The 23,060-nt window shown below is 45.7% G+C and carries 12 protein-coding genes; all 12 read right to left on the bottom strand.

Translation table 11 applies throughout. From position 1 onward, the window contains the following. Window positions 1-12: 12 nt before the first annotated feature. The 12 genes from C7475_RS20290 to C7475_RS20235 all read right to left on the bottom strand — a co-directional run bounded on the left by C7475_RS20290 (window position 13) and on the right by C7475_RS20235 (window position 23,058). Window positions 13-921: a putative zinc-binding metallopeptidase gene (locus C7475_RS20290; RefSeq protein ID WP_110055219.1), complete on the bottom strand. Its 909-nt coding sequence runs from the start codon at window positions 919-921 to the stop codon at window positions 13-15. A gap of 30 nt (window positions 922-951) precedes the next feature. Continuing rightward, window positions 952-2,364 carry a RagB/SusD family nutrient uptake outer membrane protein gene (locus C7475_RS20285; protein ID WP_370445435.1) on the bottom strand — a complete coding sequence of 471 codons (1,413 nt, stop codon included), beginning with the start codon at window positions 2,362-2,364 and terminating at the stop codon, window positions 952-954. A 54-nt stretch (window positions 2,365-2,418) separates the two neighbouring features. Next, on the bottom strand, window positions 2,419-6,075 hold the full coding sequence (locus C7475_RS20280; RefSeq protein ID WP_110055218.1) for a SusC/RagA family TonB-linked outer membrane protein: 3,657 nt from the start codon (window positions 6,073-6,075) through the stop codon (window positions 2,419-2,421). A gap of 294 nt (window positions 6,076-6,369) precedes the next feature. Then, complete coding sequence (locus C7475_RS20275) at window positions 6,370-7,377, bottom strand: FecR family protein (protein ID WP_110055217.1); 1,008 nt, start codon at window positions 7,375-7,377, stop codon at window positions 6,370-6,372. A 209-nt stretch (window positions 7,378-7,586) separates the two neighbouring features. Beyond that, the gene (locus tag C7475_RS20270) at window positions 7,587-8,171 is read right to left on the bottom strand and encodes an RNA polymerase sigma factor (protein ID WP_110055216.1); all 585 of its coding nucleotides are present in this window, start codon (window positions 8,169-8,171) and stop codon (window positions 7,587-7,589) included. A gap of 292 nt (window positions 8,172-8,463) precedes the next feature. After that, the gene (locus tag C7475_RS20265) at window positions 8,464-10,548 is read right to left on the bottom strand and encodes a T9SS type A sorting domain-containing protein (protein WP_110055215.1); all 2,085 of its coding nucleotides are present in this window, start codon (window positions 10,546-10,548) and stop codon (window positions 8,464-8,466) included. A 38-nt stretch (window positions 10,549-10,586) separates the two neighbouring features. Then, the gene (locus C7475_RS20260) at window positions 10,587-11,762 is read right to left on the bottom strand and encodes a carbohydrate-binding protein (RefSeq protein ID WP_110055214.1); all 1,176 of its coding nucleotides are present in this window, start codon (window positions 11,760-11,762) and stop codon (window positions 10,587-10,589) included. Between the two features lie 80 nt (window positions 11,763-11,842). Continuing rightward, a complete protein-coding gene (locus C7475_RS20255; RefSeq protein ID WP_110055213.1) occupies window positions 11,843-13,456 on the bottom strand; it encodes a glycosyl hydrolase family 18 protein in 1,614 nt (537 codons plus the stop codon). A gap of 162 nt (window positions 13,457-13,618) precedes the next feature. Beyond that, window positions 13,619-15,076, bottom strand: coding sequence for a T9SS type A sorting domain-containing protein (locus C7475_RS20250; protein ID WP_233259907.1), 1,458 nt, complete (start codon window positions 15,074-15,076; stop codon window positions 13,619-13,621). Window positions 15,077-15,311: 235 nt separating this feature from the next. Next, window positions 15,312-19,409, bottom strand: a complete 4,098-nt coding sequence (locus C7475_RS20245) for a glycosyl hydrolase family 18 protein (RefSeq protein WP_110055212.1) — start codon at window positions 19,407-19,409, stop codon at window positions 15,312-15,314. 321 nt (window positions 19,410-19,730) lie between these two features. Then, on the bottom strand, window positions 19,731-22,019 hold the full coding sequence (locus C7475_RS20240) for an OmpA family protein (protein ID WP_110055211.1): 2,289 nt from the start codon (window positions 22,017-22,019) through the stop codon (window positions 19,731-19,733). A 28-nt stretch (window positions 22,020-22,047) separates the two neighbouring features. Then, complete coding sequence (locus tag C7475_RS20235; protein WP_158286562.1) at window positions 22,048-23,058, bottom strand: type IX secretion system membrane protein PorP/SprF; 1,011 nt, start codon at window positions 23,056-23,058, stop codon at window positions 22,048-22,050. Window positions 23,059-23,060: the final 2 nt, after the last annotated feature.

Below are 23,060 nucleotides of genomic sequence, written 5' to 3'. Positions count from 1 at the left end.
GTTGATAAAGCCTTAGTACAACAGTTGTACAATAGATTTTCTGGTGTTATCCTGCAGACTGTAGAAATCAATGTTGTAAGACGCTTTGAAATAACTTACCACCATCGCTTCCTTCTGTCTTAACCGCTCTTTTGCCTGCGCCTGAGAACTACCGTTTACACTGAATCCTTCAGGAATACTATTCACGATCCTGTCAAAACCAGCCTTTCCTTCTATCAGCATCATAGCAATCATCTCAACAAAATCTTCGTTTTCATTAGACATGGCATAGGCTGTCACAAAGCCGTCCTGACGTGCTTCAGAATCAAGGATATTATTCCAGTTACCAGTGTAGTATCCGGCACAGATCTTTTTAAACTCAGGAGGGTACATCTTTGTCTGATGGAGGATATGGCCGAATTCATGTTCAATAACATGAAAGATCTGTTTCACATTTCCCGTATCTCTCATCGTGTATCCGGGCATCGTTTTTGTACGGAAATCGTTCAGCAGATACATTACTACTTTACGTCCGCCTTCAGCAGTACCAAGTGTGATGGTACCGTTATCGTTCCATTCGGCGCTGCCCGACAGGATAAAGAATTTAGGGCAGTATTTTTTAAAGAAAATTTCATCGGCCGCATTGATATAATTATCTATCCACACTTTCTTGATAGCCATGATAGCAGGTATCACGACTTCCTCTCTTGGCGGCACCAATGTTTTGGTCACATCAAATTCAAACTGGTCCCATTTGTATTTCACCTCAATATTGTAGGGAACGGTCATTGTATCGTGCAACCAGGCATCTAAAGATCCCGGAACCCAGGTATCGCCACCCAGGCCCGGGATGTCTTGCACACCACTGAGATCGTCTTCTTTTGAACAGGCAGCGAATACCACTGCTGCAAACAGGAAGAAGAATATTTTTATACGTTTCATATTTGTAAGTTCTTTTTGTAAGGGTTGAGATTATCGGGGATTCAATGCTATACCGGAAGTAGTTGCCGATACAGGGATCTGCAGTACGCGGCGTTTATCACCTGCTTCCAGCACCATCCTGTCTCCTTTGTCGGTATAATGTGTTACAGGCTGTTTGTACCGTTGCAGATCGAACCAGCGATGTCCTTCCTGTACAAACTCCGCGCGTTTAAAATCAATGATCGTCTGCAACAAACCACTGGTCACATCCTGGATACCGTAATAACTTCTGATCTTAGTTGTGGTAATACGGTGCGTGGCAACATTGTAGTTGGTGATACGCTTGCTTGCAAACAGGTTCAGGTCCGCCAGTACATCATTGTTATTACCCAGATAAGCATTGGCCTCTGCCCTGTTGAACAGCACTTCTTCCGTAGTGAACAGCGGCACCATTACATAGGGATCACCGATGGTCGCATTTACAGATGCCTTTACGAAATATTCTGTCAGTTTTGGAACAAAGTAGTCTCTGGTACCATAGTAGTACAGCGGATAAGCAAAGGCGCCACCGGTTACATTGCTGCCCAGTATTTCCTGCTGAATGTTATAAGTAAGTCCGTATCTGAACTGTGCCACATAACGGCCATACAGCGATTGGGTTTCCACCAGCAGAAGGTTCGCTTTCTCAGATGCTTTGGCATAAGTATCCCAGATCACTGCCGGGGTCATAGTTTTATAGGTGGTATTCCACGGGCGCATATTGCTTGCCAGGTCATTGTTAGGGAATGTCTGGTTAGCATATTCCAATACCTTCTGATAATCTTTCTTAAAAAGGTAGAAGCGTGTGGCAAATGCATAAGTGGCCGACTTGTTGAAATGATAGCGGGGCACATCATAATTCTCATCACTGATCAGCTGCATACCAGCCAGCAGATCTTTCTCTATCATATCGTAGGTATAAGCAACTGTTTTGCGCTCGTATTGTTTCATCACTACCTTCTCCGGTTCTGTTACATAAGGGATACCCGGATCGCTGGAAGCGGTCGTTGCATCATAGAACTTCGAGAAAAAGGTCACCAGCATAAAATGTGCATAGGCCCTGGCTACAAGCGCCTCCCCTTTCTGCGCGGTGTAGCGGCTCTTATCGGGAGCAGTTTCACATGCCTTCAGCGCATTATTCGCAGCAGCGATAGCAGTATAACAAGCCTGCCAGTAATACTCAGGAGAATCCTGTTCGGTAGCAGATACATCGTTAAAGAAATAAGGGTCCAGGTTTGTCCTGTCGGTAACACCTCCTCCCTTATCTTCAACATTATCTGTCATCGCTTCTGCGAAAACTATATAGTTAGCCTGTGGATAAGCAGTACCTAACAACTGTGATACTTTGGTGGGAGTATTCAATTCTGTCCAGGTACTATCAGGCGATTTGTCAAGATATTTATTACATCCAGCTATGGTTATCAAACAGCATCCAATAACTGATACCCGTGTGAAAAATTTCGTCATAACCATCTTTATTTAGAGACCTACTTTTAGTGAAAGCGTAAATTGTTTCTGTATCGGCTGTGCCACACCACCCGTGTTAAAGAACTCAGGGTCCTGTCCTCTCAGTTTCTTATCTGAATAGATCAGCCAGGGATTGATAGCGGCGCCCGTGAGCGTGATATTGTTGAGGGCTGTCCTTTTCAACAGGGTTGCAGGTAGCTGCCAGGTAAGTGATACAGTTTTCAGACGTATCATATCACCTTTTGCTACTCTTGCGGTGGAATAGTTATAGTTGTTGTAAGGATAAGCTCCTCCCAGCATTACTTGTTCCAGACCATCAAGAATAGATGGCGTCTGTGTTTCTTTCTCATCTCCCGGCATGATCCAGCGGTCATAGAACTCTTTAGGCATAGCGTCCAGATCAGAGTATGCAGTTTTGAAAGCAGGATACAGGCGGATCTTATTACCCCACTGGTAGGTCACAAATACGTTCATGGACAAACCTTTGTAATGGAAGGTATTAGACAGACCACCTGTAGCCGGCGGATCGACTGGGCCCTGGTATACCAGGCGGGAAGTATTCAGGTCTTGCAGGAATACATCTTTACTTATAGCACCATGTGGGTTTACAAACTGTGGAGCACCTGTATTCGGGTCAAGCCCTTTATATTCGAGAGAGAAAAGACCTCTTACGGGGTAACCTTCCTTGTTACCGCCTTCAGCTACTACCAGGTCAAAGATCCTCGGGATGTTTTTGGCATTAGTGATCTTATTGGTATTGTAACCGAATGTCACATTGGTTTTCCAACCCCAGTTCTTCTTCTTAACGACATCTCCGCCGATCAGCACTTCCACACCTTTTGAATCCATATCTGCATAGTTCGCGGCTTTGAAAGTTTCACCACCGATACCGGAAGTTTTGATGATACTGATCAGGTCAAAGCTCTTACGGCTGTAAGCATCGATGGTGAAGTTCAGACGTCTGTTAAACAGGGTACCATCCAGACCGATATTGGTCGTATACAGTTTCTCCCATGTCAGATCATCGTTTTGCAGATGAGCAATCTTGATCACTGATTCTACTTCATCAAGGTGTGTTCTTTTTGTATTAATTGTCTGGAATACAATGTTAGAGTTAGTGGCAGGTCCCATACTGGCTGTTAATCCATAGCTGGCTCTGAGTGCCAGGTAATCGACCCAGCCCAGGTCCTGTATGTAGTTTTCCTTGTCAATATTCCATGAAGCGGACACGCTCCAGGTAGGTAACCAGCGGGCGGTGCTCGATCTTCCCAGCCTGTTGGAACCATCGTAACGGGTGGTACCTGTCAGGTTATATTTGCTATTGTAGGAATAAGTAGCAGTCGCATAGAATGCTGCAAAGCGGTCGTAGTCCTTGCTCATACCGTAATACGGGAAACTGCTCTCGATAGTTTGTTTTAGAATACGATAGTCGGTGAAAGGCACGCCACCATTATTATACTGGTAGCCGTACCCTGTATTGGACGAATTCTGACGGTCAGCATATTTCACCTGCTGGCCGATCATGGCCGTCAGACTATGACGATCGCCAATAGTAGTATTATAGTTTAAGCTATTACGGAAGTCGAAGTTGACCAGCTGATCTTCTGTGCGGTTGTAGAAACCACCATAAGGCAATACGATGACCGGCAATGCATCAGGGTTGGCAGGATCGTGATAGAGGAACTTGTTGTTCTCTGCGATCGTAGCATTGTCTGCCGCACGGTAAGCATTGGCCATGTTACTGTTTTCGGTGATCTGGTGTTCACGGGAAGACTTTACGTAGCGCAGGGCGCCTACAAATTCATAACGCAGGTTTTTAGCCACCTTCCAGGAGAAGTCGCCCTGGAGACGAAGGTCCATCATACTCAGGTTCAGGTAATTGTTTGCCGATTCGTTGATGATATTGAACGGCGCGTAATTCCGTCTGAAATATTCCAGGTTTCCCTCCTCATCGAACGCTGTCAGGGTACGGCTGGTGTTAAGGGCATAACTGAATGGGTTGATGTCAAAATCGCGGTCGTATTGGCCTTCTACGGGGTTGCTGGTACGGGTCAGTGCACCGGGTGCTCTTTGCTGACGCGCAGAGCCTAATACAGAGAAGCCTGTATTCACCCTGTCAGAGATCTTGTAGTTGTTACGGAAGTTGAGCGTATAACGGCTCACTTTATCAGCAACGGTCCAGCCGTTGTCATGGTAATAGCTGGTAGAGAAATAAGACTGTCCTTTATCTGTACCAGAAGAAATACTGAGGGAGTGTTCCTGGATAAAGCTGGTCTTAAAAAGGATATCAAACCAGTCTGTATTAGCGGAAGCATATCTTAAAAGGAAGTTCCGTTTGGCAGCGGGCGTATTCTCCAGCGGAAAATTTCCCTGATCATCCGCATTCAGCATTTCATACATCTTACCGTACACACCGATATCGCCACGGGACAGGATATCGGAGGTGAGCATGCCCTTCCGCTCCAGCTCTGCCAGTACTGACATCTGCTGGGCGGAGTTCATGATATTATAATTGCTATAGTTAGGCTTCAGCTGCGTACTGTAGTTGCCGCTGTAGGTAATAACAGGTTTTGCACCGGCACGTCCTTTCTTAGTAGTGATCACCACCACCCCGTTCATAGCGCGTGCGCCATATAACGCAGTAGCTGCGGCGTCTTTAAGGATGTCAAAGCTCTCGATATCGTTTGGGTTCAGACCAGCTACGGCAGAACCGAGCAAGGTGGTAGGATCACCGCTTGATAACTGGTCGTTTGAAATGTTCACCACATCTTCCAGCACCACGTTATCTACCACCCATAAAGGCTTATTATCACCGTTAATAGAAGTAGCACCACGCACACGAATCTTCGGAGCCGTGCCAAATGTGCTTGACACATTCTGGATAGCCACACCCGCTACACGGCCTTCCAGCATACGGCTGACATCCGGCATACCGTCTATCTTGGCTTCATCCATTTTGATGCGGGCGGAAGCACCGGTGAATTTGCTCTTATCGATATCCTGGAAACCTGTTACAACCACTTCCTGCAGTTTGGTCGTCTTTTCCTGCAGATGTATATTGATGACGCCACTTTTGTAAGCAGCTACATTTACTTCCTGTTGCTGATACCCTGTGAAATTGAATACCAATATGGCATCTCCTGGAACGTTCTTCAGCTCGAAAGTTCCTTTGTCGTCGGTAGTAGTTCCCCTTGTAGTGCCTTTAATAACAATGGCAACACCAGGGAGCGATTCATTCTTAGCGGACATCACTATACCTTTTACGTCCTGGTTGCGCTGGGTTACCTGCCGGTTGTTTTCCGGAACGGTGAGGTTGTCCATTTTTTTTTCAATGGGCCTGATCACTACACGGTCATACAGGACCGTATAAGAAAGGGACAAGGGCTTCAGCAGTTTCTTCAGCAGGTCTCCCACTTTTTCATTGTGAGCGCTGACATCTACTTTATTAGCTACGATTATCTTGTTACCTGCATAGATGAAAGATACTTCTGCGAGGTTACCGATCTTGTCCAGAGCTTCTTTTAGTAACACATTCTTCAACTCCAGTGATATCTTTTTGTCGAGAGCATCCTGTATTCCTGAAGTAGCTGCGGAAACTGTGATTGACTGAAGCAACACGAGTAACGCGAGCATTACCAGGTGGAGGGATAGGGTCGCCTTCTTAAGCATCGGTTATGATTTGATTTTGGTTCGTTTCGGGAAATAGAAGTCCCATTACCGGTCCTTGCGGGATCAGTGCAATAGGGTGCCTGCTGCAGTGCAGAGCATATTTGGTTTACGAGTTAACTTTTATAGGGTATAGTTAACCTGATGGCGTTCTTTCCTGAGTCGTCATAGAGCGATTTAGTTTGGTTGTGTGCAATATTTATACAAAAACAAGCTGGCAAGCATACACGGGTATGCTCAGTACATATATTTGATTAAGGCATCTGGCAGGTTAACTGTAAAGTTTGTGTCTTTTGTCTAATGACAGTTACCTCCGGCAATTATATAGCCGTTTCCATTTTTATCCTTATTGATTTTGGCGTTCAGCGACACTGCGATCAGATCGAGTGCCTTCTCCAGGTCATCCACAATGTTTACATCTCCGTAAAATGCACAGTGTTGTATCCTTCCGTCTACTTTGATCTCCGTATTATAAAACCTTTCCAGGTCGTTTACTACTTTTATTACTTCTTCTCCATCGTAAATAAACCGTCCCTGCTGCTTCTGTGAATAAAACCTTGCATCGTCGGTGGCGTCGGACATTTCCAGCAAATGAGTGTTCTTATTATATACAGCTCCTTTGTTGGCGGTTAGGATCATTTCTTTATCCTCCTGGCTTTCTTCTCCTTTTGCTTCAACCTGTACCATTCCTGTCAGTACAACTACTCTCGCCTCTGTTACATTCCTGGCTTCCATGTTAAAGGAAGTACCCAGTACTTTAGTGCTGATCAGTGCTGAAGCAACTATAAAAGGGTGTTTGTCATCCTGCTGTACATTAAACAGTGCTTCTCCTGTAAGCGTTACATTACGTTCTTCTTTACCATAGTTACCGGTATACTTTAAAGTAGTTCCGGGTTCAAGATAGGCGACCGAACCATCAGGCAGGGTAACTGTTTTCCGTTGCATCCCGGATGTAACTAAAAGCTGTTTTACAGGTTTTCTGAGCAGGCTTAAGATGCCTGCTCCTGCAATCAGAATAATGATGGCAGCAGCGGCTACTTTCCAGCGTCCGAAACTGATCCTCCTCACAACAGGCTCTCTTCTCGAGCTGATGCGCTGATGGATCTTCTCCAGTATGCGCTCTGAGTGTTCTCTTTCTAGTACAGGCTCTTCGCTAAGCACATCAGCATCATATGCTGACGCAGCGACTTCCTGCAAGTCTGTAAGATCGTTCTCATTCAAATATTGCAGCAGCCAATCCCGGTCTTCCTGTTTCCACTCTTTTTGTTGCAACAGTTGCTTTAGGTATTCCTTCCTGTTCTGCACTATTTTGATTGATTTACCCTAAATACGGCGACCCTGAGGATATGGGTGGGTGCGTTTACGAAAAATATTACATATTCTTATTCTTAATGTGTTCAAGCACAGTACGGCTGGTTTTTTCGCATATGTCTTTTGGTTATATAACGGCCCTGCCATTGGGTTCAGGGTAATTTTACATTCTCTTCCAATGACAGTCCCTTATGGTTTACGACTTAATTTTTCATAAATAGCAGGAGCAACAGTACATATTTGTGTTCCTTATTTTTCTGAACATACTCATTGATGCGGGTCATCGCGATAGATAAGTGTTCTTTAACGGTATTTCTTGAAATTTTCAATTCTTCAGCTACTTCATCGTACGTCTTGCCTTCCAGTTTACATAAGGTAACGATCTTCTGCTTTTTTGGAGAAAGCTGGGAAATTGCCTCTTCCAGCAGATGATATTGTTCTTCGTAAGCAGCCGGGTTATCTTCCCAGTTGCTCCCCTCAATGTTCAGATTGTATAATTCCTTGTGAAAAGTATGTTCACGCAGTTTCTTTCTGACATAGTCCACAGAAAGATTGAAGCTGATCACAAACAACCAGCCGGCAACGGATTGACCGGCATTAATGTCCTTTCTTTTTTCCCATAGCCGGGCATAAACTTCCTGTAAAATATCTTCTGTTGCAATGGGTTCCTTAACAAACTTGAAAATATTTCGATAAACTGCCTGGTGATATTTCCAGTACAGGGCATCAAAGGCGCTTACATCATCTTCCAGTAATTTTACTACTAACTCGGCATCTTGTGTATTCATATCACGTCGTTTATATAATTCGTACTTCCCAATACAAATTATACGGCAGTTTTAATGGCTCCGGGTTTTCATTACAATGTTAAATCTCCATCTTTTCGACATATAAAATAGTAACAATTCTTTTTATTATGTACTATTTTATAACAAAAAATTAAATTAAAAGTATTTGGAATGTATTTACTACTGTGGAAAAGGGAAAAAGAAAAAAGGCAAAAAACAGGAGCTACCACTTTAAGTAGGTGGTATTCCTGTTTTTTGCCTTTTTTATACTATCCTGCAAGCAGGCAGTTCATTATTGCTTGATGATCTTCCTTATCTCAGTATCCTTACCGTTAGAGATCCTGATCAGGTAAACGCCTTTGCTTACTCCTGACAGATCGATCTTCTCACCATTCACAATACGTTTCGCAGGCAGTACAGTTTTGCCATCCAGGGCGAACACTGTTACGTACAGGAATCCTTCCTTGCTTGTAGCAGTTGTTCTCACAACCACATCATTCACGAACGGATTTGGTAATACATTCAGCGTAGTGCCCAGTTTGCTTTCAGCAGCTGCTGTACTTACCTTCTCTATGTACTGCAGTGAGCTTGTAGTACGTGCTGCCGCAGCTGTTGATGGCTGGATCACTACAGAAGAGGTCCAATCGTTCAGGTTCAGCGGTGCACCGTTCAGTGAAAGATTTACAAGACATGCAAAATCTCCTCTGAATACATATGCATCTCCACCGAAGTTGTCATGCTGATAAAGGATAGCCTCATAACCACTTCCAACTCTCAGGGAAGAGATATCATCATTTACTACACCTCTCGCCTGCAACTGAGACAATGTATAGCTACCTACCGGTAATCCGATGGCATAACCACCATAGTCGCAATCCTTGTAAACCGTAGCCACATTAGTGGAAGAAGAACCGATGGTACCGGTTATTGCATAGCTACCCAGAGATCCGTAGTTGGAATAACCTGTATTAGCCGGATTCAGATATCCCGTACCGGTTACAGAAATGTAATAGGTACCCGCAGCAAGTGTTGTGTTCAGAGAAGCTGACAACCCTGCCGGATTATCGGTAGCTACTACACCGCCTCCACTGTTATACAATGTTGCTACGATATCCAGATTAGGATGGCGTGTAGGCGTTGCGAAATTAAGTGACAATGTGCCGCCGCTTGTAGTAAAGCTATAAAAGTCTGCATCGCCGGTGCGTTCTATCACACCATTCCTGTTTACCGCACCACCGCTGCCAATGCTCAATGCAACAGCTGCACCGGTAGAACCGCCTGCATCATCAGTTCTGTAACCTACACCGAATGTGCTGCTCGCAATTTTCGCCAGGTCATCTTCCAGTTGGTTAGCGCTTGTATATTCACCCTTGCTCCACTGTACTACCGGTACATAGTAACCTACACCCATGATAGGCGCCCAGTTGCCATGACCTGCGTAGTAACCTTCTGCTGGCGTGTTACGGCCATCATGTCCCAGACCGAAAGTGTGTCCTACTTCATGAGAAGCAGCATCACCAGCACCTTTCACACCACCGTTGAATACCCAGCAAGGTGTTTCATTTCCCCAGTTGAAAGAACCGATGTATGCAACACCACCTGCTCCCGGAGCAGCAGTATTGGTCGGCGTGAAGATACAACGCATTCTCCTGTTGGCAGGATAAGTGTTATATACAGCTTCACTGTTGGTAACATTCAATTTAAAAGGACGGAAATCTTCACTTACCAGTTCCCATACTTCCAGTTGCTGTGCTTCTGTAAGTGTAGCTGGCGCTGCATTGATAGGGTTACCGTTGTTCCATAATGTGCCTGATACATACTGACCGTCAAAGTCCAGCAATACTACACCATTTGCGCCCGGAAAACTTTGCAGCTCCGGCAATGCCAGTGCATCGAGCAGGCTCGTATTAGCCGGTGCCGTTCTTGCGGCTGTTTCGTCCGGTGCTTTATTATAGTCGATACATATCAGAGATTCAATGGGTACTTCTTGTACATAGGCGGCGCCTGTTTTATCTGTATAATATTTATAACCTTTTTTACTGCTGCGCAGGATGATGTTTCCTGTTACATCTCCATCTTTTACCTGCAGGTAAAAAGAAGAACCTGGCACATTCTCGATCTCACCGATCACAGATTCCATATTCTTGCCATCTGTATGACGGGTGTTCACTTTACCTGTCAATACAGCCCCTGCGCCTATTTTAAGTTCCGCTGCACTTACTAATCTCGCATGTGGCTTCTGGGCCTGCGAACGGATGTCCTGCAAAATACCGGCAGGTGTTCCGAGACGATAGGGTTCTTTTTGTTGTGCATATGTAACTGAGGCCGCCAGTAATGCTAATGACGTACCTGCTATATATTTTAACATTTTGCTCATAGGGTAAACTGTTTGAAGTTTTTAATACTGATCTTGGTTTACAATTTGGTTATGCGGAACCAGTTAATGTTCCAGCCACCTGTTTGGGCGAAGACGCCAAAGTTGTAGGTGCCGGCATTGATAGTAACGTTGTGCGAGATGGTCGTCCAGTTCTGCCATCCTCCTGTAGAAGGAATGTCCAGGTAACCGAGTACGTTTGCACCTGCATTTACATCAAGCGACAAACGGCCGCCGCCACTCTGGCTGGCTACGCGGTATTCGACCCTGTAAGTGCCGGTAGTAGGAATAGTTACAGCAGGATATGCCATCCAGTCGCCGGTTTCAATATAACCAACGTTAGATCCGCCACCGGTATCAGTTGTACCTTCTATCTGTACGCCAGACATTGAACTGTAAGATTCTGCCTGAATAGTTTGCGTAAAGCCACCTGGATTGGTACCTCCGCCATCCTGGTAAACTCTTACATAGTCTACATACATTTTACCTGGCAAAGCGCCATTGTTCACGTTAAAGCCAGGCCAGTTACCACCAATAGCAAAATTGAGCAGGAGGAAGAAATCCTTATGGAACTCATCGGTACCACCTACATTGTTGGCGATGTTGATCACGTTATATTGTGCACCGTCTACAAACCATTTGATGGCATTTGCATCCCATTCGATGCTGTAAACATGATAGCCCGTCACACCTACAGGTGTAGTGCCGCCATAAGACGCATGTCCATTGGTGCCTGTCCAGTGCACAGTACCATTTACTTCTGCATTTGTGTTCACGTGTTCCATAATATCTATTTCACCACAGGAAGGCCATCCGAAACCGGGCTGTGTAATGTTGCTGCCCAGCATCCAGAAAGCAGGCCAGGAGCCTGTGAAAGATGGAATAGCGATACGGGCTTCTATCTTGCCGTATTTCCATGATTTCCTGCCCTGGGTTTTCATACGGGCAGAAGTGTAGTTCATACCGCCAAAGCTCTCCTGTTTGGCAGTGATAACCAGCTGACCATTTTCAATAGTAGCGTTTTCGCGACGATAGTACTGTAATTCATTGTTGCCCCATCCTCCGGAACCGGTACCGGTTTCGAATACCCAATCGGGGCCTATACTGTTCGTAAATTCGTCCTGCCAGACCAGCTGCCAGTTCTGGGCTGATGCGGCGCTTCCTGCAAGCGCCAGACCAGCGGTTAACATGAGGGACAATTTTAATGATCGCATCATAAAAAGGGTTTTGTTTAAAATGGTTAATAAAAGGGACTGTAAAAAAGGGAAACACTCTCCGCCGGAGGCTACGGATCAGATTATCTCTTCACGAATTTCTGAGTAACTTTTTTCTCGCCTTTGGTATATACCAGCAGGTAGGTACCTGAAGGCAACGCATCTACGCTGATGTTGCTAACGCCACCTTTGGCATTCAGCACTTGTTTACCATTCAGATCATAGATAGTGATAATACCACCTGGCTGGTTGAAGTCACCTTTCAGGTTCAGTGAAGTAGCAACCGGGTTAGGGAACAATAAAGGTGCTTTTTCAGCAGCCTGGTTCTCTAATACTGGTTTTACGCTTGTTGCAGCTACGGTTTTAGCAGCAGCGCTCACTTTTGTAATACGGAACCAGTTAATATTCCAGCCACCTGACTGAGCATAGATACCTACTGAATAAGTACCTGCAGTAGCCACATTCACATTGTGTGAAATAGTGGTCCAGGTCTGCCATCCACCGGTAACAGGTACGTTCAGGTAACCCAGTACAATAGAACCGGAATTGAGGTCGAGTGATAACTGACCACCAGTGCTCTGACTAGCTACCCTGTACTCTACCTTGTAAGTACCGGAAGTTGGGAAATTGATGTTGGAATATGCCATCCAGTCTGTGCTTTCAATATAACCTACGTTAGAACCTCCGTCTGTATCAGTGCAGGCTTCAACCTGTACACCTGACATAGAAGTATAGTTCTCTGCCTGGATCAGGCCAGCAGGAGGATTGGGGTTATTTCCACCACCACGCTCCTGCTTAACCTGGTAGATAGCACTCAGCAAAGAGTTACCATTGTTAACATCCTGAGACAGTTCCCACATCATGATACCACCACCATTATCAAATGCCAGGTTGGTTTTTGATTTGATGGTTGGAATGCCGTTGTAATAGTCGCCTCCGAAATAGTCAGAGTTTGGACTAGCACCCTGATTCAGCAATGTTGCATAGCTGTTCCAGGAAGGACGCGCATAGAAAGGAACGCCTAATACTGCCTTAGATTTAGGCAGGCCTCTACCTGTCCAGTAGGCCAGAGACTGAGAAGCATAAGAGTAAGTAGAGTGTTCGTAATTATTATAATCATAAGCCATGAGGTTTAAGAAATCAACTACATTGAATACTCCGTTGAGGATGCTGGAGCCACCGGTACCAACAACAGCTGCTGTCAGCAGTTTACCTTGCGCATGCAGCGCGTTGGACAACTGAGTCATCAGTGTAAGGTAGTTGTTGGCAGAAGCTCCGTCATTCGGATACTCCCAGTCCATGTCAACGCCATCCAGTCCGTATTGGTTTACGAAACCAACCAGGGCGTTTACAAAATTGGTACGGTAGGTAGCATTTGCAGCAAGTGCCTCAAATGCACCATCATCACCGTTATTCCAACCTCCTACTGCAATCAGCACTTTCACACCATTGGCGTGACCGCTGCTAACCAGGCTGGATAATTTGGAAGGATTTTCGATAGGTTGTAACCCACCGGTGTAAGTTGGTAATGCGAAGGCGTAATTAATGTGCGTCAGTTTACTGTACTGGATCGCACTTACACTACCCGACCAGGAAGGCATATAACCTACTACCTTGAATTGGGCAAATGTTTGAACGGACATGAACGCACCTGCTGCAAGAAGCAGACATGCTTTGATCCATTTGGTTGTTTTCATGCTCTGTTTGTTTTGAGGGATTTAAAATGTGCCGGTGATTAACCGTGCATTGCCATATCACAAGTTCTGCCCATTGCCTCCGGACAAAGAAGTGTTTCCCTTTTATACTTTTTATTCAAGAAGTGTAAAGCAGAACTTGCAACAAGGATATATTTCAAATGGTTATTGTTTTACAAACTGACGGGTGATCACGTTGCCACTCTTATTAACAACAAGTGTGTATACTCCCGCTTTCAGCCTGGACAGGTCCAGTCTGTTGTTGATATTCCTGAGTGACATAACCGGTCTTCCCGCCAGGTCAAATACCTGCAGGAATGCGCCTGCGAGGTCTTCACCGGCTGCCAGCCTTAACTCATTGTTGGCCGGATTAGGATAGAGGATAAATCCTTTTAGTACCGGTGCCACAGAAAGGTTTGTCTTCCGTCCTGCTTCATCAGAAACAGTCCTTGCACCGCTGCCGGCGCGTACTATCAGGGAGCTTGCCAGGTCGTTCCAGCTTTCGTCTACCAGGCAGGAATTGCTGCTTGTTACAGCCAGGGAGTTACCGCCGAAATTATCGTTTACGTACAGCCGTGTACTATATCCACTGTTTACGTTTACGGAAGAAATATCGTCATTCCTGATACCATAGGAAAGTAATCTCGCAAGTGTATAATCGCCTGTTGGCAAACTGATACCCAGTCCGCCGTAATTGCAATCTCTGTAAAAAGTAACTGCTGCTGTATTAAGCGTACCTCCGCCAAATACATTCCTGATGGCAGTAGCATAAGCGGCCGTCTGCGAGCTATTGTCAATATCATCATACAGCCATATGAATCCACCTTTAACACGTGCATTGCACGCATTCTTCCATGTATTCAGCTGGCTTTGTACCTGTGCTGTTGTTTTCTCCGCATCCCATAAACCGGCATATACTGGTATAGTGCCGAAGTTCCAGTTACAGGGAGAATTATTACGGCCGCCGGAGTAACATTGCAGGTCTACCCTGTCAACTGTTCCCGGCCGCTGATTATTGGTATTGGTCGCTACGCTTGTCCAGAAACCGGAGTTGGTATAGGGACACAGGCTCACTTTAAATCCAAGATTGCCCAGCATCACCGCCAGTGCGGTAGCTGAACTTACATCATAGGTGCTTTCATCATCAAAGTTGATTGCATCCACCATTGGAAACGTATTCCGTAAAGCCTGGAAGTTTCGGTACAGGATGCTACCGGAGCCTGTTCCCTGCGACGCGATGAGATTTCGTATGTTAGCAAAAGTAGAAGATCCCCAGGCGCTGAGACCGAACTCAAGCCTGTTGATCGTAGTCGGCGCAGACTTCAGTCTGGCCATATCATCCGCAAAATTGGGATAAGCACTTCCTCCTATATAAGTGCCATTCTGCACCAGGGGAAACTCTGCATTGAAGTTGAAATTACCGCTGGCATCAATGTGAATGGTCCACACCACAACATATGTATATCCTGAATTTCTCAGCTCGTTGATGGCATAACTGCGGTTCTTGTAAATGGGGCCGCCTCCGTAAATACCTGATTGCGCCAGCACCGTTAGGTGGCCGGCTGCAATCAGGACAGGAATAATAAAGATCTTAAAACATAAACGTGTAAATTTTTTCATCATACTATGGAATTTAGCGTTATCTGATACCAGTTATTATGAGGGAGGTGAAGGGGCGCTCATGGCCTGCTCCACAGAAAGAGCGTGTTAATTACAGTATTTCTGAACAGTGTATAAAGCAGCATATTGACTCTCTTTAGAAGACATGGTTGACAGAAAAATCAGAAATTAAGAATCAGGAACTAAGAATATCGCAACAACAAATGATCTCTTAGTTCCTGATTCCTAAAAATACCTGTTACAGGCGTATTACTTTCGCAGTGCCTTTACGGCTGCTCTTCAGATTGCTGGTTTTCAGTATCCAGGAACCTGCTGGTACCTGAGAAACATCCAGATCAACTGTTTGCTGGCCTTTAGCGGCTGCGATATATTGTTTACGGATGATAGCGTTACCGCCGGTGCTCCATAATTCGATCAGTACTTTTTCACCTGCCGCAGCGTTGAACTGTACTTTCAGTACATTACCTGTCAGCGGGTTAGGGAATACCAGTACTTTCTCATTTACAACAACTGCATCAGGTACCGGAGATACTGCCGCTACTGTAGCTGCACCTGCTCCGCAAGCACCCAGTGGCTTCCACCACCAGTCAGCTGTACCTGGAGTTACGTTATACAGTCCGTTAGACTGGCTTTCGTACAGGTTACCGTTGTATACCACTTTATCGCCCAGGTTGTACACCGCAGGATATGTCTGATAAGTCGGTACACCTGCACAGTTGCCGGTGTTACCACCGTTACCTACCTGGATAGTTACTGCCGCGCTGGTAGTTTTACCGTTGGCGTTATCAGTTGCTACAGCGGTGATGCTGTAAGAACCTGCTGCAACATTGCTCCATGTGTAAGCGTATGGACTTGCTGCAACTTCACCCAGTTTGTTGCTGCCATTAAAGAATTCAACTTTAGCAACAGTGCCATCAGCATCGGATGCTGTAGCCTGGATAGTTACGGTAGCTGGCGCTGTAAATGAAGCACCGCTTGCAGGAGATGTGATAGATACTGACGGAGCCTGGTTACCAGGATTTGTACCACCACAGTCACGTACATATGTCCAAACCTGACCGGCGCCGCTGTGTGTATCAGGCTGATCGCCCTGTGTCCACCAGTTTGCAGAGTATACCTTACCGTTATAAACAGCCTGTTGGCTACCTGTATAAACTAAGGTAGGTGACCATGCTGCAATGCCATCGCAGGTATTACCACCTGTGCCATTTACGGTCACGGATATTGCAGATGATGTTGAAACTGCACCGCCGTTATCAGTAGCAACAGCTGTGAGGCTATAAGTACCCGCAGCTACGTTAGTCCATGAATAAGAGTAAGGACTTGTTGCATCTTCGCCCAGTTTGGTGCTACCATTGTAGAATTCAACTTTAGAAACAGAACCATCAGCATCGGAAGCATTAGCAGTGATAGTGATGGATGCAGGTGCATTAAAAGTAGCTCCTGCAGATGGAGAAGTGATGCTAACTACCGGAGACTGGTTACCCGGGTTAGAACCGAAGAAGTAAGGATAGTAGTTAGAAGCGAACTCTCTGTTGTGCGAGTTATCCCAGTTAACGGACCATGTCATGATACCACGCATGCCAGGATATCCACCTGCTTTACGCAGTGTGTAAGCACCACCAAAAGACTGGCCTTTGGTCAGATAGTTCAGCGCTTTCTTCACTTCAGCAGGCTGCGTATAACCGCTACCTGCAGCACCTGGTGCAGCTGGCAAACCAAATGCTACCTGGTCTTCACGCAGTGCAGGGAAAGTCTGGCTTGTACCTGCCACCGGGAAACCTTGTAACAGCATCTCAGTCATCGCTACGATGAAATCGGCAGTAGCTGAGTTGTATACTTTATTGTCAAGACCATTTACAGAACCTGTGTTATACAACTGTGGCTGGATCCAGGACAGTTCGTTACGCAGACCGTAGATGATTGGCAGGTAAGCGCCTACCAGCGGAGAATAAGTGCTGCTGTAAGCAGTTTGTACATAGTAAGTTTCAGGAGCCATTGTCAGCAAACAGTTTTTGCCCTGACCCTTACGGTAAGCGATGATCTCTTTTACGGCAGAGATCAGGTTAACTACTTTAGGCGTAGTTGGCGCCATGAAGTTGTTATCGCCGTTGTTCAGAATTAAAGAAGTACCACCTTCAATATCGATATCGAAACCATCGAAGTTATAAGTATCCAGGAGGCTCTTCATGCTGTTAACGAAAGATGTTCTGTTAGCAGCGGTAGCCAGTACAATTGTACCGGTTTCACCACCCAGCGACAGTAACACTTTCTTACCCTGTGACTGCAGTGTAGCGATATCAGCTTTGAAGTCAGCTACAGTAGTTCCTTCCGGAGTGAAGTTCACAGTAGAGAGGTCGCTACCGGTAGTACCGAATGCAACTTCAATAACATTGTAACGGCTGTCCACATCGCGTAAGCGGATATATGGAGAAGATGCATTGTTCCAGTTCTGCCAGTAACCTACGATCACCTTACCAGTGGTTGGAGGAGGATCTACAGTACCGCCGTTGTTAACGGTAACAGATACTGCGGAAGAAGTAGTTGAAGCGCCTGAATTGTCAGTAGCTACAGCGGTGATGCTGTAAGTACCAATAGCTACGTTACTCCAGTTAATGCTGTATGGAGCAACTGAATCAATACCCAGGCTGGTGGAACCATTGAAGAACTGTACCCTTCTGATGCTGCCATCGCTGTCAGTAGCGTTAGCGCTAACAGTGATGCTTGCAGGTGCAGTGAATGTTGCATTCGCAGCAGGTGCAGTCAGGTTTACAGATGGCGCCTGATTTACAGGAGTGCTGCCATCAGCAAAGGTTGCATTGATCTTGTTTACCAGTGGAGAAGTAGTATTAGGACAATAGATAAGCTTGCCCTTAGCAACGGTACTGCTGGTCATGTTCAGCATATCACCGTATACCTGCCAGATAATTACACCTGCCAGTCCATTGTCCTTGATATATTTAGCTTTTTCTCCTACAGAACGCTCGTTATCGTAACTCAGGAAATAATTGCCTTTTGTTTTATAAGGAACTTTAGCTACATCATCCCAGCCTTCAGTCCAGCCTGAACTTGTTTGCTGAAGAATGTAGCTGTAGTTCGGTGTACCGTCCCACAGGTCTTTCGCCCAGTTGGTATAGTCGGCGCTGGTCTGGATAGGACCATCCGGCTGTACCGTTTCTGCGCGTTTGGAAGTAGCGCCGTTCAGTGCAGCAGGGCCAGTGGTAACTACGCCACGGCCATAGAAAGGAGCACCGATGTTTACTTTAGACATATTTACGCCCAGCGCTCTCAGTGCTTTTACAGTAGCATCTACAGAGAAGTTGCTGTATTCAGCACCAGGATAATCGTACAGAGGAGCGTTGTGACCGGCTTTGTTAGACCATCCGCCATTGTAGTCGTAGGTCATCATGTTGTAATAATTCATTGAATTATTCAGACGAGGCCAGTCAAAACCCTGCAGCTTAGCAGGAGAAGCGGCGAAAGCTGCAGTGATCAGTTTATTAGGACCGATAGCAGTTCTTACTGCTTCTACCAGCAATGCGAAGTTGGTGTAATCGGCAGTGCTGTATCGTTCGATGTTCATACCCGGATCGTTAGGATATTCCCAGTCGAAGTCAATACCGTCAAAACCCATGTTGATCAGGTCTACGCAGTTTGCTACAAATCTTGCGCGTTTGGTTGCATCAGCTGCCATTTCAGGGTAGTGCTTACACATACTCCAGCCGCCGATAGATGCCATTACTTTTACGCCTTTGGAATGCGCCAGGTCCAATACGCCCTGTGCACCGCCCTGTTTAGGGACAGACAGCGGGAAGGCGCCTGTTTTGCCAGTATTTACGTTTTTCCAGCCACTACCTTCATTGCGGTATCCGAGGGAGTAAGGATAGCTACCATCAGAGATATAATATATAGGAGCTTCCAGTTCACCATACAGCAGGAACATGTCCCAGCTGCTATAAATGTCTTCATTTACCAGCGCACCCGGTTCCTGTACCTGGCCTACCTGGTAAATGTTCTTGTTACGGAAATCCCCGCTGTGCAGGGAACCGTCTTTAGCTACACCGAAGAAAGAGAAGTTGAGGATGGTGTACTGTGAATAATCTACGTTCAGCTGGTTGTAACCACCTTTGGGCACAATACCGGCTACGTCTTTCCATGCATCCCATTGGGTGATATATCCTATCACCTGTTTGTTGTGGTTCTTTGTCGTTGCGGGCACCTGCGGGCTAACCTGTGCCATGAGGGGGGATAAGCCCAGCATTAGCACCAGCAGCAGGAGTGCATGCCTTACATAATGGTATGGCAATGCGCTACGAAAGGTAAAGTTTACTTTCATTTATAACGGTTTTTTTGAGACAGACGATATGGAACTACTGGTTTATTTCTGCTTACAATCCAGGCCACAGGTTTTCATTATGTCAGGTTGCTCTCTAAGTAAGTATGTGCAGATATAAGACCGGTCTTCACAGGCAAATGGTATTTTAAGGCGTATGGTTAATACAAAATGTCTTTTAATTCGCTCTTTTCCAGACTCTCTATAAAGGTGTCGTACCTAAAGTAGTAAGGTACCATCCCAAAAATAATTTTTTTTATTATATGCAAAACGCCCTCCCGGCATCTAACCGGGAGGGCGTTCCTTTATTTAAGTAGTATTATCTTATTTGTGAATGATTTTCAGCATTGTACGTCTGGCGCGCATGTACTGTTCATCCGTACAAGGTGCACCTTTACCACATGGATCTGCAGGGTCCTTACCGATGTTCTCGTAGTAAAGTCTGCTGGATACCACACCTTTCTTCACCAGGTAGTCAATTACCGCATAACAACGTAAAGCGGAGAGGTCCTTGTTGTAAGCGTCAGAACCACGGGCGTCAGTATAAGAACGGATCTGCAGTTTCCAGTCAGGATACTGGTTCAGTACCACCGCTACCCTATCCAGCAGGTTCCTTGACTTAGTGGTCAGGATCGCACTGTTATAGTCGTAGTAGAACTCCATAGTTTCCATTTTGTTCTGGATAGCATGGTCCATTTCTGACATTTCCGCTTCCTGTTTTGTTTCCGGTTGTGGTTGTGCTACTGCTACAGTTTCAATCTTTTCAACCGGCTTTTCTACAGGTTCTTCTGTCTTCGTTTCCGGCACAGGTGGTGCTGTTACAGGAGCAGCTACGACCACCGGCTCCTTCACTGGTTTCTTAACAGGTGTTTTAGCAGGAGGACGTTTTGTCGGTGTTGTTTTTACCGGCTCTTTCGCTGGTTCGCCTACCGGATCATTTTTCGCTACTACCGGATCAGACACAGGATGCTGTGTAGATGTAACGGCACTAGGAATATCTATCGGAGCAGTTACCTGCTGTCTTGGATTCGTTACATGTGGTTCTTCAACAGGCTTTGTAGGCGTTGATGTAGATGCTGTTGTTGTTGGCATGCTGATCGGCGCACTTACGGTCTGTCTTGGAGAAACAACTGTCGGTTCGTCTGGTTTGGTAGCTACGCCTACAGATTCGGTTTGCTTAGCAGGCGTATTCTGTGCCAGTATTACCGGATTTGGCGTTGATCCTGGTTCAGGATCTTTATAAGGCTGGATACCCTGATCATTATTGAACCTCTCTGTGAAGTGAGTATCCATGAAGCGGTAGATATCATCGCTACCACCACCACCGGTACGGTTCGAAGAGAAGTAGCCTTCATACATATTTGCTTTCATGATGAAACCCAGATCATCGCCACCGGAGTTGAAAGGATAGCGCAGGTTCTGCAGACGGTGCCATTCAGATCCCTTACCTGCTACACGGAAGAGGTCAAAACCTCCCATACCCGGATGTCCTTTACTGGAGAAGTACAACATATCTTCTTCATTATAGGTCGGGAAGGCTTCATCGAAGGGAGTGTTGATAACCGGACCACAGTTCTTAGGTTTACCCCATCTGCCGTTCTTTTGTTTCTCACTGAACCAGATGTCCATTTTACCCTGACCGCCTTTTCTGTTGGAGGCAAAGTACATGGTCTTACCATCACGGCTGAGTGCAACATGACCGGAAGAAGAACCGGCAGAGTTGATCTCTTTCAATGGTTCCAGCGGTCTCCAGTCATCACCTGTTTTCACTGACCAGAATACCATCATTGTACGCTCACCATTCACAGGACCGCGTTTCTTACGGTTTGCGATGTCCTGTTGCCAGGAGTTCAGTGTAACATAAATGGTGTCTTCTCTGGCATTGAAACATACAGGGCCGACGTGATAAGGTACCAGGGCTAATAATGATGGCACTACTTCTTCAACGAAAGTATTGGCCACACCCTGTGAATATTGTTTAAAAATGTATGCTTTGTAGTAAGGCTGATTAGTACGACTGTCAATCTTCGGATTTTTTTCCGGTAACAGGTTCATAGTCATTTTACGATAACCGTTGGATACCAGCAGGAGCCCCTGTCTTGTAACACCGCTTACGTAATCAGAACCTGAAGAGCTCAATTCCTTGATATTCTCCATCGCCATGTCCAGACGGTTGGTCCTCCATGCCATAGCACTATCACAACCGGCTATCATACTATTTCTCAGCAGGATACTATCCGGCTTTGAACTTGTAAATTTAGCTAACTGTTGTTTTGCTTCAACATATTTACCCGCGCTTTTTAAGATTTCTCCATATTGCAGATGTACCACTGGCGGACAATCCGGGCGGTCCTGCATTTTCTCATACCAGAAAGCTGCATCATCATACTGACCAATTTCGCGGTTGCACAGCGCTATACGCTGCAGGAGATCAACAGAAGTTTTAGTTTTCTTCTTTGAGATGATCCTGGCATACAGGGATCCTGCAACAGCATACTCCTGCCGTTGATAAGCCTCATCAGCCCTTACCCGCACGCTTTTTTGCTCCTGGCCAAACAGCATCACCGGAACCGTCAGAGTGGTGCATAATAATATCGCGTAACAACGTAGCATATTGAGATTTGATGATCTTTTTTAAATATTAGAAATAGCGAGGATTGGATGTGCTGAATAACTTCGAATTAAATAATATGCCAATCGAAAGCTCATGAGAACCACCCTGTAATCCTGCCAGTTTATTCATGCTATAGTCGTAGGAATAACCTACGCGATATTTAGCAGAAATGTAGTATTCAAGAATGGCGCTTGCCGCATTGGCTTTATCAAGAGTCTGACCGGATACAATTGATTTCTTGTTAAATACAGAGAGGTTTGTTCTGTAAGAACCACCCACCCATAAAAGTTCATCAATATGCATCATCAATGTTGCATCCAGACCTGCAGGACCTGCAAAATCTGTTTTGAACAGCACTGATGGTTTGAGGGAAATGTTCTCGTTTACCGGGAACATATAACCCGCAGTTAAGTAAACATGTTGTTTCCTACGGATACTTTCATATGTATAACCTCTCCATTTGTAACCGGAGCTGCTGTACTTTGAGAAAAGATCAAGTGCAGACAGGCCGATATAAAGGGAAGGAGTATAGAAATAGATACCAACGCGTGCATCAGGAGTAGTGGACTTCGCAGAACCATCAGGGATGATACGGTCACCATTATCAAGATATATAAGGTCCTTTCCGCTCAGACCATACTGTGTTGCACCTACACCGACACCGAGGCTGATGCGACGGGTGTCTTCTTCGTCGAGGCGTATACGATACGCATAGGAAGCATACAGAGAGATCGCGCTCTGAGGGCCGAGATTGTCCATCATAGCCTGTATACCAAGACCTACGTTTGCGTCCTGGCCGCCTCTGTTCAGCGGGCCATCCAATGAAATGGCTGCTGTACGTGGAGCGCCGTCTATACCAGTCCATTGCTGGCGGAAGGCGGCATTGAGATGCAGTACATCCTTATAACCTGCATATGCAGGATTGATGCTCAATCCATTAAAAATATACTGGCTGAACTGGACACTTTGCTGTGCACGGGAACCTGCTGCCAGGCAAAGTAAGAATACTACAGTAAACCATTTTTTTGTCATGTACATAA

The organism is Chitinophaga sp. S165, from assembly GCF_003182155.1.
GTDB lineage: Bacteria > Bacteroidota > Bacteroidia > Chitinophagales > Chitinophagaceae > Chitinophaga.
This window is presented reverse-complemented; position numbering and strand designations above follow the sequence as displayed.